The organism is Melioribacter sp., assembly GCF_049325435.1.
Classification (GTDB): Bacteria; Bacteroidota; Ignavibacteria; order Ignavibacteriales; family Melioribacteraceae; genus Melioribacter; species Melioribacter roseus.
Window position 1 is genome coordinate 34,408 of the sequence record NZ_JBMOLD010000008.1, and the last position, 15,548, is coordinate 49,955.

Annotated in this window: 7 protein-coding genes and 1 pseudogene; all 8 read left to right on the plus strand. The window is 43.3% G+C overall.

The annotated features are described in order from the left end of the window. Nucleotides 1–28: 28 nt before the first annotated feature. Nucleotides 29–1,417 (plus strand): annotated as a pseudogene (locus tag ACOYVE_RS05340) (pectate lyase family protein); the annotation flags it as partial. Nucleotides 1,418–2,101: 684 nt separating this feature from the next. Continuing rightward, nucleotides 2,102–2,977: a LamG-like jellyroll fold domain-containing protein gene (locus ACOYVE_RS05345; RefSeq protein ID WP_422881180.1), complete on the plus strand. Its 876-nt coding sequence runs from the start codon at nucleotides 2,102–2,104 to the stop codon at nucleotides 2,975–2,977. Between the two features lie 11 nt (nucleotides 2,978–2,988). Then, nucleotides 2,989–5,508: a T9SS type A sorting domain-containing protein gene (locus tag ACOYVE_RS05350; RefSeq protein ID WP_422881157.1), complete on the plus strand. Its 2,520-nt coding sequence runs from the start codon at nucleotides 2,989–2,991 to the stop codon at nucleotides 5,506–5,508. Between the two features lie 4 nt (nucleotides 5,509–5,512). Beyond that, nucleotides 5,513–7,117: a glycoside hydrolase 43 family protein gene (locus ACOYVE_RS05355; protein ID WP_014857005.1), complete on the plus strand. Its 1,605-nt coding sequence runs from the start codon at nucleotides 5,513–5,515 to the stop codon at nucleotides 7,115–7,117. A gap of 29 nt (nucleotides 7,118–7,146) precedes the next feature. Then, nucleotides 7,147–10,395, plus strand: a complete 3,249-nt coding sequence (locus ACOYVE_RS05360) for a TonB-dependent receptor (protein WP_014857006.1) — start codon at nucleotides 7,147–7,149, stop codon at nucleotides 10,393–10,395. Nucleotides 10,396–10,420: 25 nt separating this feature from the next. Next, nucleotides 10,421–12,565, plus strand: a complete 2,145-nt coding sequence (locus tag ACOYVE_RS05365) for a hypothetical protein (RefSeq protein ID WP_422881159.1) — start codon at nucleotides 10,421–10,423, stop codon at nucleotides 12,563–12,565. A 14-nt stretch (nucleotides 12,566–12,579) separates the two neighbouring features. Then, on the plus strand, nucleotides 12,580–13,593 hold the full coding sequence (locus ACOYVE_RS05370; RefSeq protein WP_014857008.1) for a PorV/PorQ family protein: 1,014 nt from the start codon (nucleotides 12,580–12,582) through the stop codon (nucleotides 13,591–13,593). 11 nt (nucleotides 13,594–13,604) lie between these two features. Further along, nucleotides 13,605–15,548 (plus strand): glycoside hydrolase family 88/105 protein, encoded by a 1,944-nt coding sequence (locus ACOYVE_RS05375; protein WP_014857009.1) that lies wholly within the window; start codon nucleotides 13,605–13,607, stop codon nucleotides 15,546–15,548.

The following is a 15,548-nucleotide window of genomic DNA, read 5'->3' on the forward strand; positions in this document are numbered from 1 at the left end:
CCTTTTTTATGATTTCTCCGGATAATCGATGAAGCATTTTATTAAATACTTTATTCTGTCGCTTTTTATTCAATTTGCAATCGTCTCCGCGCAGCAACCGGCGTTCCCGGGAGCTGAAGGCTGGGGTAAATACACTATTGGCGGCAGAGGCGGCCGCGTCTTAGAAGTTACAAACCTCAACGACAGCGGACCCGGAAGTTTGAGATATGCCGTTGATGCTTCGGGACCCAGAACGGTTGTATTCAGGGTATCGGGTACCATTCATCTCAAGTCCGACCTTTCGATTAAAAATCCATACATTACGATAGCCGGACAGACCGCTCCCGGCGACGGTATTTGCATCGCCGATTATCCGTTAAAAATTGACGCCGACAACGTAATTATACGATATTTAAGGTTTCGCCTGGGCGACAAAGCCGGTTTGGGAGCCGACGGCGACGCTATGAGCAGCCGGTATCATAAGAACATTATAATCGACCACTGTTCGCTGAGCTGGAGCATCGACGAGACAATGTCGCTCTATTGGTGCGAAAATTTAACGATACAATGGTGTATTATAAGCGAAAGTTTATATTCATCGACTCACGAAAAAGAAGAACACGGCTACGGAGCCATCTGGGGCGGAAAAAATTCGTCGTATCATCACAATCTTTTTGCCCACCATTCGAGCCGCAATCCCCGTTTCGTGTCAGGCAGCGGCAATACCGATTTCAGGAATAATGTGATTTATAACTGGGGCTTCAATAGTATTTACGGCGGCGAATTACACGACCAAAATTATTCGGAGAGTCCCGCTACGCGAATAAATCTTGCGGCTAATTATTTTAAACCGGGACCCGCCACAAAAGATGGAGTGCGAAATCGAATTGTGGCGCCGAGCACCCGAAACGGTTTGCTCGATTACGGCAAATGGTACGTTGCCGATAATTATGTTGAAGGAAGTCCCGAAACGACTCAGGACAACTGGCAGTACGGCGTTCAAAATGTCTATCCGCAATATAAAGATTCAATAAAGTCGGATTCGCCTTTTGATTATATGCCGATAACGCAGCAGTCTGCGGAAGAAGCATATTTACTTGTGCTCGATAGCGCGGGCGCTATTCTGCCGAGGAGAGACGCTGTCGACAAAAGAATAATCGACGAAGTCCGTAACGGTTATGCCAATTACGAAGGCAAAACATATCGAGTAAAGCAGGGATTTTCCAAAGATCATCCGGTAACGGGAATTATCGATTCTCAGGAAGAAGTAGGAGGCTGGCCGGAATTAAAGCAGGGACCTGTACAAGTCGATTCCGACCATGACGGTATGCCGGACTTTTGGGAAACAGAAAACGGTCTTAATCCTCAAGACGCTTCAGACGGAAGCTCATTTGCCGAAAACGGTTACACGAATCTCGAAAATTATCTTAATTCGATAACGTCATTCCCTGATTTCATTCCTACGCCTTCCGATTTAAGAGGAGAATTAATCGACTTTTCGAAAGTGAAATTGAGCTGGGTCGACAATGCAGAAAACGAAAACGGTTATAAAATAGAACGCGGAATTATATCCGGAGAATCTGAAATCGTCTTCGAATTATTGGCTGAAACAGAAAAGAACACAACGAATTTTATCGATTTCTCCGCCGAAGAGTTAACGACATATTATTACAGGGTTGCGGCATTTAACGACTCGTTATCCTCCGATTACTCCGATACGTTGATAATTACAACGTTGAGCGCTACGTCGCCTCCTTTAAAAGCGAACAATCCGATACCGTTCAATAAAGAAAGTTTTGTTTCGTTAACAACGGCGTTGGAATGGGAAGCCGGATTAAACGCGGATTATCACGAAGTCTATTTCGGACTCCAAAATCCGCCGCCGTTTGTTAAGACGGTTACGGAAAATTATTTTAAACCCGGCAATCTTGAATACAACACAAAATATTACTGGCGAATCGACGAGATCAATTCCAACGGAAAAACAACGGGCGATACGTGGTATTTCATAACAAAAAAAAATTTGTCTCCCCAAGTAATCGCTTACTGGAAATTCGACGAGTGTAAAAATTTTATTGTCAATGATTTTATGCAATTTCATATAAACGGCGCCGCTTTTTTAATGAATGAGAATTCGTGGACCGAAGGCATAAACAATGCGGCGCTATTATTCGACGGAGTGGACGATTATGTGGAAATGCCTCATCACGGCGCCATTGATTTTTCAACGGAAAGTTTTTCGATTTCCTGTTGGTTCGAATTAAACGAAATGAAAGAAACGTCGATGTATTTGATTAATAAAGGCTCTTTTGCAAAAGACCCGTTGAACAAAAAGTCGGGCAAATGGTACGGCATTGAAATAAAGAATAACGAACTTCGTTTTGCAATCGACGACGATACAAATAAAACAACCGCAAGGCTGACGAATTTGTCAAATTATCTTTCGGAAGGATGGAATAATGTAATTGGGGTAAGAGATGCGCAAAACGGAAAACTCAAATTATTTTTCAACGGTAAACCGGCGGACGAAGCGGCCGACATTACGGGCGATATTTCCGAAAGGGAAAATTTATTTGTAGGAAACAGTTCCGATAAGAACGCTCCGTTTTCCGGCGCGATCGACGAATTAAAAATATTTAACTATCCGGTTGACGCGGCAGAAGCCGAAAAAATATTCAGACAATTTATTACTTCTTTGAAAGAAACTGACAAAATTCCATATAATCTCGAATTGAGCCAGAATTATCCCAATCCTTTCAATCCGGAAACAATTATAAGATATTCACTGCCGGAAAAAGGACATGTAAGATTAAAGTTGTTCGACGTTCTCGGAAGGGAAATCAGAACATTGATTGATGAATACAGGACGTCGGGCGTATATTCTTACCGTTTTAGTTTGAACGCATTGCCTGATAAAAATTTGCCGAACGGAATTTATTATTATCAACTTACTTTTGACAATAAAACAATCACTAAAAAAATGTTGCTACTCAAATAACAGGAGCTTACGTGAAAAAAATACTCTCTTATTTTTTCTTTTTCGCAATTCTAACCGGTACGGCTATCGGACAAAATAATGCCGTCGTAAAATGGGATTTAATTGAAAATCAGGAAGTGACATTTACGGAAGGAAATATTTTAGGGTTGCCCGCCACAGGGCGCAATATGGAAGTTAGAGATTATACGGGAGTTTTGTCGGATAATTCGACAGGCCCCCTTGGAAAATATCAAAGATGGTGGACCGGAGAAAACTGGCCGGACGAATCTTCCGACAATCCCGATAGATATATCGAATTTGCGGCATACCCCGCTGTCGGCTATAAATTAACGGTGACGAATATCTCTTTCTATATGAACGCCGGCGGCACCGGCAAAATGAAAGCAAATGTGTACTATTCCGTTTCATCGGATTTCTCTAATCCCGTTAAACTGAACAGCGGCGATTTTATTGAAGTCGGCAGAGACACTCGGGATAAATACTCATTTGATATTACCGAGACGATTACAGACCGGCAAAAAATCTACGTGAGAATCTATCCGTGGTTGCCGGACGGTTCGACAAATCCGTCCAAGTATATTTTTCTTCAGGAATTTACGATATCGGGAATAGCTTCCGAATCCGGAAATCAGTTGCCTTTGACCGTTGTAACTAATCAAGCTACCGACATAACTTCCTTTACGGCGGTGTTAAGAGGAAATATCATTTACGAAAATAACGACGATATTTTGGAACGGGGATTTTGCCTGAATACTACAGGCAACCCGACAATCGACGATATCAAAATAATTGCGGGAAACGGCGCGGGTAATTTTACTGCCATGGTCGATAGCCTGCTGCCAAATACTCAGTATTACTACAGGGCATATGCCAAAACCGCGGATACAATCTATTACGGTATCGAAATGAAATTCGATACTAAAGGCGTGCCTTCGAATATAATTGCATTCCCGGGCGCCGAAGGATACGGCAGATTTACTTCCGGTGGACGTGGGGGGGACGTCTACGAAGTTACGACGCTTGATGACAACAATTCGCCCGGCAGCTTGAGATACGCTGTTAATCAGTCGGGGCCCAGAACAATTGTGTTCAGAGTATCAGGAACAATACGACTCAAATCGAAGCTTTCGATTAAAAACGGAAATCTTACAATTGCGGGACAGACCGCTCCGGGCGACGGTATTTGTATTGCCGACTATCCGGTAACAATCGACGCCGACAATGTAATCGTGCGATATATGCGTTTTCGTTTGGGCGATATTTACGGAGTGGAAGACGACGCTTTTAACGGCAGAGAAAACAAAGATATAATTATAGACCATTGCTCTATGTCCTGGAGCATAGACGAAGCGGCCAGTTTTTATGACAACGAAAATTTTACAATGCAATGGTGCATTATAAGCGAGTCGTTAAATGAATCGAAACATTCCAAAGGAGCGCATGGATACGGAGGTATTTGGGGCGGAATGGGCGCTACTTTTCATCATAATTTATTGGCTCATCACAGAAGCAGGAATCCCCGTTTTAACGGAAGCCGTTACCATCGTCAGCCTCAAAAAGAGATTGTCGATTTTGTCAACAATGTGATTTATAATTGGGGCGAAAACAGCGCCTACGGCGGCGAAGAAGGAAATCAAAACGTAAGATCGAATTATTATAAAGCCGGTCCCGCAACAAAATCCGGAGTCGCTTACAGAATTGTGAATCCGACCACAGACGGAGGCACCAATACCGGATTCGGTAAATTCTACGTAGCCGACAATTTTGTATTCGGTTATCCCGATGCGACTGCGGACAACTGGGGTAAGGGTGTTCAGGGAATTACAGCCGAAGTTAAAGCGCAGGTGAGAGTCGATACTCCTTTTCCGATTGCTGATGTTTCAGTTCAATCGCCCGAAGAAGCATATCAACTCGTTTTGCAAAACGCCGGCGCCACGTTGCCAAAACGCGACCCGATTGACTCGCGTATTGTAGAAGAAGCTCGTACAGGCACGGCTGCTTACGGTAAAAGTTGGGGCGGCGGAGGAAAAGGCATTATCGATTCGCAGGAAGACGTAGGCGGCTGGCCGGAATTAAATACTTATAACGTTCCCGTTGATTCGGACCACGACGGAATGCCGGACGACTGGGAAACCGCCAACGGTTTGGATCCGAATAATCCCGAAGACCGGAATTATGTGCGCGAGGACGGATATACCTTTCTGGAAATTTATTTGAATGAACTTGCAACCATAACGGGAATTAGCGATAATCAAAATGAAATTAAAACCGATTTCATTTTGAATCAGAACTACCCCAATCCGTTTAATCCGACTACTAAAATCGATTTTAGTTTATCGAAAAGAGGTTATGTAAAATTAGCCGTTTATGATTTGTTAGGACGGGAAATTGCAAATCTTCATACGGGAATTTTAAGAGCGGGGTATCATTCCTTTAATTTCGACGCTACCGGCGTTTCAAGCGGAGTTTATTTCTATCGTCTCGACTTCGACGGCAGGTCAATTACTAAGAAGATGATTATTTCAAAATAGTTATATGATTAAAAAAATAATTTATATAGCGTTAATTTCTTTTGTTACGGTCTTGTCGCAGAGTAAGTCGTATGTATGGATTCCCGACAACGGCGACGGAACGTACAAAAATCCGATAATACACGCCGATTATTCCGACCCTGACGTTATTCGCGTAGGCGACGATTATTATATGACCTCGTCGAGTTTTTCGCATTTTCCGGGTTTGCCGATTCTACATTCAAAAGATCTGGTTAACTGGGAAATAATAGGGCACGCGGTTATAAATTATCCGATTAAGGAATTCGACAAACCGCAGCACGGCAACGGTATCTGGGCTCCATGCCTAAGGTATCACAATAACGAATTCTATATTTATTACGGTGACCCTGATTACGGCATTTTCATGACTAAATCAAAATCTCCCGAAGGTCCGTGGGAACCGTTGAAATTAATAAGAAAAGCAAAAGGCTGGATAGACCCGTCGCCTTTGTGGGACGACGACGGAAACGCGTATCTTGTTCATGCATGGGCTCGCAGCCGCTCCGGTATTAAACACAGATTGACTCTGCATAAAATGAGTCCCGACGGCGAATCGCTGCTCGACGAAGGCGTTTTGATTTATTGCGATTCGGTAAAACACCCTACTTTAGAAGGACCGAAATTTTATAAACGCAACGGATATTATTACATCTTTGCGCCTGCAGGCGGGGTTCGGAACGGGTGGCAGGTTGCGCTGCGATCTAAAAATATATACGGTCCGTATGAGGACAAGGTGGTGCTCGAACAGGGTTCCACAAACATTAATGGCCCGCATCAGGGAGGATGGGTGGAAACGCCCGAAGGCGAATCTTGGTTCGTCCATTTTCAGGATAAAGACGCTTACGGCAGAATTGTTCATTTGCAGCCGATGCGTTGGGAGGACGATTGGCCTGTAATGGGAATTGATTACGACGGCAACGGAATCGGAGAACCTGTTTTGAATTATAAAAAACCGAAAGTCGCCGTTAATTCCGAAATTAAAACGCCTCAAACAAACGACGAATTTGATTCCGATTATCCCGGTTTACAGTGGCAGTGGCAGGCTAATTTCGATACGTCATGGACAAGTAGAAAAGTAAGGAACGGATGGCTTCGGTTCTACTCGCAAACTGTAAGCGATTCGATTCGTAATCTTTGGAACGCGCCGCAATTATTAATGCAAAAATTTCCCGCATCGGAATTAAAAGCGACTGCTAAACTTGAGTTTAATCCCGGCGCCGATAGTGACTTTGCCGGATTGATTGTCTTCGGTCTTGATTATTCTTATATCGGTATTCAAAAGACGAATGGCGGTTATTCAATCTATCAGGCAATTAACAAAAATGCGGACAAGGAAGGCGAAGAAATAATTGTAGATGCGGAAAATCTTCCTGTTAATCTCGTATATTTAAGAGTAAATGTGAGCGAAGGAGGATATTGCAGTTTCGGTTACAGTACGGACAGAATTAATTTTAAAAATTTGGGAAAAAGATTCAAAGCGCGCGAAGGCAAATGGGTCGGCGCCAAAGTCGGAATTTTTTCTTTGAACTGGAAAGAAAATGAAAACAACGGATACACAGATTTTGATTGGTTCAGATTCGAACCTTAATTTTTTACAATAAAAGGCGGGAGTTATTTATGACGGACAAACTCAAAATATTTATTGTAATGTTCTTGGCTCTTGTCGCTCTATCGGCAATTACAGAAGCTCAAACAAAGAGCCGTATTATCGGTAGAGTGATCGACGAGCAAACCGGAGAGCCGCTGTTCGGCGCTAACGTAGTAATAAGAGATACTTATCTCGGCGCGGCGACGGATATCGACGGTAAGTTCTTTATTGTGAATGTGCCAGTCGGAACATACGATATCCAGATATCGATGATCGGCTACGGTACGCAAATTATCGAAAATGTAGTTGTCTCAGCCGACCGCGTTACAAATCTCGAAATTGCTCTCAAACCGTCGGTTATTGAAGGGCAGGAAATTATTATTACAGCAAAACGGGACGAACTTCATAAAGAAGTTTCCAATACTCAAATGGTTGTTTCGTCGGGACAGTTGCAAGACGCTTCGGGCGTGAGAGAAATAAACGCGTTCCTTTCCAAGCTGCCCGGCGTGTCGACGGAAAACGGATTCCTGACGATTAGAGGCGGCAGCGCGGATCAAACAGGCGCTATGGTTAACGGCTTGTCGTACGTTAACTCTGCAGTAGGAAATGCCGAGACGTCGATTCCGATGAGCGCCGTTGAACAGGTTTCGTTGCTTTCGGGCGGTTATAATGCCGAATACGGTAATTTCCGTTCCGGATTAATTAATATTACTACAAAAGGCGGTTCCAAAGACGGATACCACGGAACATTTTCGTTCTCGGCGAATCAGCCGCATTTGAAACGCTTCGGTCCGTCATTCTACGATCCGCATAACGATGCATTGAGAGCTTATCTCGATCCGGAAGTCTCTTTTATAGGCACAGACGCAGCTTGGGCCGACGACCCTTATATGCGCGAACAAAATCCGAAGTTTACTGGCTGGATTACTCAAGCAGAAAATTATAATAGGGGAAAGGATCCTGAAAAGCAAGTAACGCCATTCCAACTCTATTTGTTTGCAACATGGATGCATATGGCTGAACCTGATTATGAAGGCTTGCGCAATTTACCCGACGAATTGAAACAACAAATCGGTTATTACGAAATTCCCGACGAACAAAAAAGTCTTTTTGCATCGCATAGGATGAAAGAAGAAGGAAGAGACTGGAACTTTGACGGCGGCTTCGGCGGTCCTCTGCCGTTGATCGGGAAATACTTGGGCGACGCTACGTTTTATATATCAAACAATTCAAGCGAGCGTTATTATGTAATGCCTTTGACTTTACGAAGCCAGAAATCGTATACGACCTTAGCTACAATAAAATCAACTCCTTCGGAAGGCCTTAGCGTTTCTTACAACGGTTTGTGGAAAAGACAAATAGGTCTCAGTCCCGTAAGACCGCCGTGGGGCGATCCTCCGAACGCAGGCAATGCAGGCGGATTTATGCCGATAAATAATATTAAATATGTAGCCAATAATCCCGAATATTGGTACGATCAATCGTTTTATCCGATATTAAATCAAACCATTTTAATGAACGGAGTTACGATCAATAAAGTGGTAAGCAACAGCACATACTGGGAATTTACGGCGGGATATCTGTATATTAAAAATTATTCGCCGACCGGGGACAACCGGGATACATCGATAGTTACTAATTTCGGACCTATTTATGTTGACGAATCCCCGTACGGCAAATGGCAGTTTGCATCGCAACATAAAGTTGATGGTTTTACATTCCCGAGCTATGACGCTCCTCCGGGAATACCGCGAAGGTTCTCGCGTAAAGAAGGCGATCTCTACGACAGAACCAAGGTAAGACAGTTACAGTTAAAGTTTGATATTGCCTCGCAAATTAACGAGCATAACTTTGTTAAAGCGGGATTGGAATATAACTATATCGATATTAAACATAACTTCTGGGAAAAATGGAACCAGAACGCGTATAACACATACGAATTTAATTATCACCGTTGGCCCAGCCAGACTGCCGCTTACATCCAGGATCAAATATCGTACGAAGGCTTGGTTGCCAATTTAGGCGTCAGGTTCGATTATTACTACGGAGGCGGAGGCAAGTGGCCCTCGGGCGATCCTTTTGCCGAAGAAGTATTCAGACCACAGAAAGTAGATACTTCGTTGTTTAGCATATTGGAAGCAGGCAGATCTTATATATGGGAAATCTGGGAACAATATGACAAAGATCACCCGGGATTTTTGCAGCCGATAAAGAATTTCTTTACAGTCAGTCCGCGTATCGGCGTCTCGTTCCCCGTTACGACTAACTCCAAATTCTATTTTAACTACGGACATTTTCGTTCCAATCCGCCCTATTACACAATGTATCTCTACCGTTACAGATATGATAAAAACGGATTGTACGATATGTCTAACCCGAATCTCGAGCCGCCAAGAACCATCTCCTATGAATTGGGACTGGCTTACAATTTCATGGAAGGTTACCTGATGCAACTTTCCGGATACTATAAAGACATAACCGGGCAAGCCGGAGAAGTTTCTTACCAAACTTCGAGCGGCACGTTGAATTACGACGGACTTGCAAATAACGAGTACGAAGACATTCAGGGATTTGAAGTCACTCTGTCCAAGAACGACCAATCGTGGTTCAACTTCTGGGTCAATTTCAATTATATGCTGAGCAAGTCCGGATTGACGGGCAAACAGATAATCTCCGACGTAACAATCAACAACGATCAGGAAGGACTTTATCAGGGTAATGAATCGCGTGCGTTGCCGCGTCCTAAAGTAAATGCGAATGTTACATTCCGTTCGCCGATGGATTGGGGTCCGGAAATTCTCGGCGCAAAGATATTCGGCGGTTGGAGTATGACAATCTTCGGCGAATGGTATGCCGGTTCATACTTCACGTATAATCCTCTGGGCAAACTTCATATAAGCAATAATATGCAATGGCCCGACTATTATATGGTCGACTTGAAGCTCAACAAAGCCGTCGACGTTGGTCATCTTAAATTAAATTTCTACGTCGACATCAGCAATCTGTTCAATTTCAAAGTCAGTTTAATGCGTTACGAATACGCATTCCAGGACGACAACGACCTGAACAAATATCTTGCGTCGCTTCATCTGCCGATGTACGATTCGCCCGAATTCGACCAATTGAGAGAAAATCAACCGGGTTATTATATCCCGGGCGACGATAAAGTTGGCGATTTGCGTTCGGACGATAAACCATATATAAACGATCCTAATTATTCATTCTGGCTCTTCGGTCAGCCCAGAGACATATGGGTCGGCGTAAGGATTGATTTTTAATCAGAACAAAACGGAGATTTTATAAATGAACGGAAAAAAATTATTAACGGTAATTGCTTTTCTCTTGCTGGCTTTGCAAGCTGCCTATGCTCAATTGCCGCCGGAAAGAGAAGTAGCTCTGATGAAAATGGGGCGTGTATGGATCGGAGTTACTGCAAATGCGGATAAAGGTAATTTCGATTACCGCGCCGGTTTCTTCCCGAACGATTACAACATCATCGGCTTCAGAGGTCAATACAGAGAACTCAACACAGGTTCGGGTTTTCAGATCGGCACAACTTCCGAATGGCCTAATCCGTATACCGGATTAATCGACACTTTGCCGATTTACGGTCCCACTACGGATGAATTCCCGATAGGTAAAGTAACCAAACCGATGACAAATTATATTCGTTACCGGTATCCCGCGCAGGAAGTCAATTTTCAATCTGTCGACCTGGAAGACTTCGGCGTTTATGACCCGTCGAAATTTACAGGCGGCACTTACGACCAAATAATTGAGGTGTCGAACGAGTATGTTTACGGTATCGAAATGCACAGAAAAATTATGGCATGGAGTCAAAATTACAATGACAATTATATAATATTCGAAGTGACTTTTGAAAATAAGTCCGATTTTACCTTCGATTCGCTTTATATTAAAATGGAAGGAAACGGAGCAAACAGTTATTACTCGAAAGGGATGACGCCCGCCGTGCCTTACAATGAAAGACCTGTATTGACAAGAGTATGGAATCATTATTACGGCGGCAGAATAGGCGATACGGCAAGGGTATTTTATCAATATAGCGCAGACGATCCGGATAAGCCGGGCGACGATATGGGAGCGCCGATCGTTACTCAGGACGGCAGATTGCTCTTCAGCGATATCTATTTCTACTCGATTATACATGCTTCAAAACAACCGTTTACAAATCCCGCCGATGACGTAGACGATTTTCTGCAACCGAGAATTACATACGCCGCAACAGCCACAAGAATACCTTACAACGTGGAAAACGACCTTTACGGCAGTAAAAACTTCTGGGCGCTGGCGGGTGGTTTCTCGGACTATTTCCCGATGACAGGAAATGTTTGGCCGGAGACTCATCACGGCGGAAATTCCGACGAACTTGGCGTTTATGATTATTCGGATTATCCCGGCGGCACAAAACAGGGCGCCAATCCGATGATGGTAAGCGTTTTCGGTCCGTACGAAAAATTCGAGCCGGGTCAAAAAATCAGAATTGTTTATGCATCGGGAATAGCCGGTCTGTCGTACCAGAAAGCAATCGAAGTCGGAAAGAAATGGTTGAACAAAACTCTTGAGAATCCGCCGAATATGCCCGACCCTGAAAAAGGATGGCTGCCTAAAGAATTTGCATTTCCGATTGACGCTACCGAAATGGATAAAATTAAAGACCGTTGGATAAGCAGCGGTATCGATTCTGTCATGTTAACCGCTTACAGAGCAAAATGGAATTTCGAACATAATTATCAAATACCCCAGGCGCCGCCTCCGCCTTCGGAACTTACCGTAACGGGATACGGCGACGGCGTCGAAATCAAATGGTCGTGCCCCGACGCCGAATCGATGCCTAACTTTGCCGGATACCGTATTATGCGCAGAGTGTCGAATCAGGATACTGTGTTTTATGAAACAATTTACGATTCCGACGCTAACGACAGGGGACTCGAGCACGTCTTCAAAGATCAAACCGTGCTTTACGGCGCTCAGTATTATTACTATGTACAGTCGAAAGCTAAAATAGACGAGAACGATCCGAATGCCGACCCGACAACGCGCGGCAAGATGCTCTACAGTTCACGCGTTCTCGTGCCGAATATCTATTGGATAAATCCGCCTCGCCCTTCTTCTGACGATTTGTCGAAAGTAAGAATTGTGCCGAATCCGTATAACATTAACGATCCGCTCTTAAAAACTTACGGATTTACCGACCAGCGAGGGATTATCTTCTTTAATTTGCCCGGTACATGTACGATTAAAATATTTTCCGAAAACGGCGACCTTGTACAAACTATCGTTCACGACGACCCGGCAAAATCCGGTTCGGTTACATGGGATATGCTAACTTCGAGTCAACAGGTAATCAGCAGCGGAGTTTATATTGCCGTTATCGAAAAACCGAACGGAGAACTGGCATACCATAAATTTGTCGTAGTAAGATAAGGAGAGCATGAATAATGAAATCAAATAAATTTTTATTGACAATAGTAATTACTTTGATATTCGGCATTAATTCATTTGCTCAGGTCGGCTTGAATAAACTTGCGCAGAGCACAATGAATTTTATGCTGGTCAGCGTATCGCCCAAAGCCAGCGCAATGGGCGAAGCTTTCTACGCCGTCGGGAATTCCGCCGATGCAATTTTTTATAATCCTGCCGGCATAGCAAATACAAACAATACTTTCGACGTAAGCCTGAATTTTACTCAATGGATTGCCGATATTAATTACCTTGCCGGAGCCGCCGTTTATAATATGGATAGTTACGGCACGCTCGGAATTCATGTGATGACTGTCGATTACGGCGAAATAATCGGCACTACTCTTATCGACCCTTCTCAACAAAGTCAATATCCCGACGGATATATTGAAACCGGTCCGCTTTCGAATGTGGGCGCCTATTCCTTCGGTCTTACGTATGCAAAGAAAATAAGTCCGCAATTTTCGATCGGAGGCAATATTCGTATAGCAGGTCAGAATCTGGGCGAGAATCATTTCTTCGACGGAACCGGACGAAAAAATAACGCTACAAAATTGGTCTTCGACGCCGGCGTGCTTTATAATACCGGTTTCAAGGATTTCAGATTCGGAATGGCTATCAGAAATTTCTCGTCGCAAATTAAAAGGGAAGAAATTGACGAGCAAATGCCGATTGTATTCGCAATGGGCACGGCTATAAATCTCTGGAAATTCATCGATGAATCTTCGAATAATCAGCAGTTGACATTGGCGGCGGATTTTATGCATTATAACAATTACTCGGAAAGAGTAAATGTAGGCATCGATTATACTTTTATGAATCTGATTTCACTTAGAGCAGGCTATCAATCGAATCGGGATATTGCATCGTGGTCCGCAGGAATAGGACTTCAAACGGAATTTGCAGGCAATAGAATCGAAGTCAATTATTCGTACTCGTATATTAAAATATTCGACAACGTCAACCGGTTATCAGTCAATTTTACATTATAACAGGAGAAAATATGTTTCAAAAAGCGATTAACGTTTTCATTGCGGTTTTATTATTCAGCGGTTTATCGAACTGCCAGAGCGAGCAAAAGTTCACCCATGATTTATGGTCGGTTAAATTTGCCGAATCGTTTCTGGCAAGGCATCCGGGCGCGGTTACTTACGACCAGTATATGACAAAAGACGATTGGAATTACGAGCAGGGATTAATGCTCGAGTCGCTCAGAAAGATGTACTACTACACGGGCGAAAAAAAATATTATCGGTTTATTAAAGACAATCTCGATCAGTATATTAACGAAGACGGAAGCATAAGAACTTATAAGCTTTCGGACTATAACATCGATAATATAAAACCTGCCGGAGCGGTTCTTTTTGTCTATCAGATAACCGGAGAAGAAAAATATAAAATTGCTCTCGATACGCTATACAAACAGCTTATAAATATGCCTCGAACGGAAAGCGGCGGATTCTGGCATAAGAAAATTTATCCCTATCAAATGTGGCTCGACGGTCTCTATATGGGACAGCCGTTCTATGCCGAATATTCCAAAGTTTTTAATCTCCCGGAAAATTTCGACGATATAACGCATCAGGTTAAACTAGTTTATGAAAAAACGCTCGATAAAGAAACCGGTCTTCTCTATCACGCATGGGACGAGAGCCGCCAACAAAAATGGGCTGACCCCGAAACGGGTAAATCGCCGCACTTCTGGGGACGGGCAATCGGCTGGTATATGATGGCGCTCGTGGATGTTCTCGACTTTCTGCCTCAAACGCATCCGGATAGACAAGCAATTATCGATATTTTAAACCAACAAACAGAAGCGCTCCTTAAAGTAAGGGACGATTCCGCAAATGTATGGTATCAGGTACTGAATATGCACGGGAGAGAAGGAAATTATCTCGAGGCTTCCGCTTCGTGCATGTTCGTCTATGCTATTGCCAAAGGCGTAAATAACGGCTATTTACCGGAAAAATATTTAGCTGAAGCGCAAAAATCGTTCGAAGGAATTTTAAAACAATTTGTCAAACTCGAAGACGACGGTTATTATAACCTGTACGGCACATGCCGCGGCGCTGGACTGGGAGGCAAACCGTATCGTGACGGCAGCTACGAATATTATATTAGCGAGCCGACGAGAATTAATGATTTCAAAGGATACGGTCCTTTGATTATGGCTGCAATGGAACTCGAAAAAGCGGATGCTCTGAGAAGAAATCAGACAAAAGTCGCTCTCGATAATTACTTCAATAACGAGTACAGAAAAAACAAAGCAACAGGTCAATTGGAACCTTTCCATTATATCTGGGAAGACACCACCGATTCCGGCTATTATGAACTTGGCAAATTATTTACAAAATACGGAGCAAAAATCTCCGAATTGAAAGAAGCTCCTACCGCGGGAAATCTTGCCGATTCGGATGTCTATATAATCGTCGACCCCGATACCGAAAAGGAAACCGAAAAACCGAATTATATCGGATCGAAAGATGTGAAAAATATTAATGAATGGGTTCGAAACGGAGGAATCCTTTTAATTCTCGCTAACGATAAAGGCAACTGCGAATTTGAACATCTGAACAAACTTGCAAATAACTTCGGGTTTACTTTTAACGAAGTCAGTCTGAATCGTGTGGACGGCAAAAAATACGATATGGGCGCATTTGTCAATTTACCGTTTAATCCTGTATTCGCCGGAGTTGATAAAATCTATATGAAGGAGATTTCCACAATAAACAATCCGGAACCGGTCGAAACTCTTCTTAAAAAAGAAGGACAGGCTGTTATGATTTTTAAGAAAGTAGGCAAAGGTTATTTGTTTGCCGTAGGGGATCCGTGGATTTATAACGAGTATATCGACAATCGCAGATTGCCCGAAGATTTTCAAAATTATAGAGCCGCCGAAAACTGGGTAAAATGGATCCTGCAACTTGATTATGTTTCAGAAAATTAA

Coding starts and splice junctions, on each gene's coding strand:
- ACOYVE_RS05345 (WP_422881180.1), top strand. CDS start 2,102: ATGAATGAGAATTCGTGGACCGAAGGCATAAACAATGCGGCGCTATTA.
- ACOYVE_RS05355 (WP_014857005.1), top strand. CDS start 5,513: ATGATTAAAAAAATAATTTATATAGCGTTAATTTCTTTTGTTACGGTC.
- ACOYVE_RS05360 (WP_014857006.1), top strand. CDS start 7,147: ATGACGGACAAACTCAAAATATTTATTGTAATGTTCTTGGCTCTTGTC.
- ACOYVE_RS05365 (WP_422881159.1), top strand. CDS start 10,421: ATGAACGGAAAAAAATTATTAACGGTAATTGCTTTTCTCTTGCTGGCT.
- ACOYVE_RS05370 (WP_014857008.1), top strand. CDS start 12,580: ATGAAATCAAATAAATTTTTATTGACAATAGTAATTACTTTGATATTC.
- ACOYVE_RS05375 (WP_014857009.1), top strand. CDS start 13,605: ATGTTTCAAAAAGCGATTAACGTTTTCATTGCGGTTTTATTATTCAGC.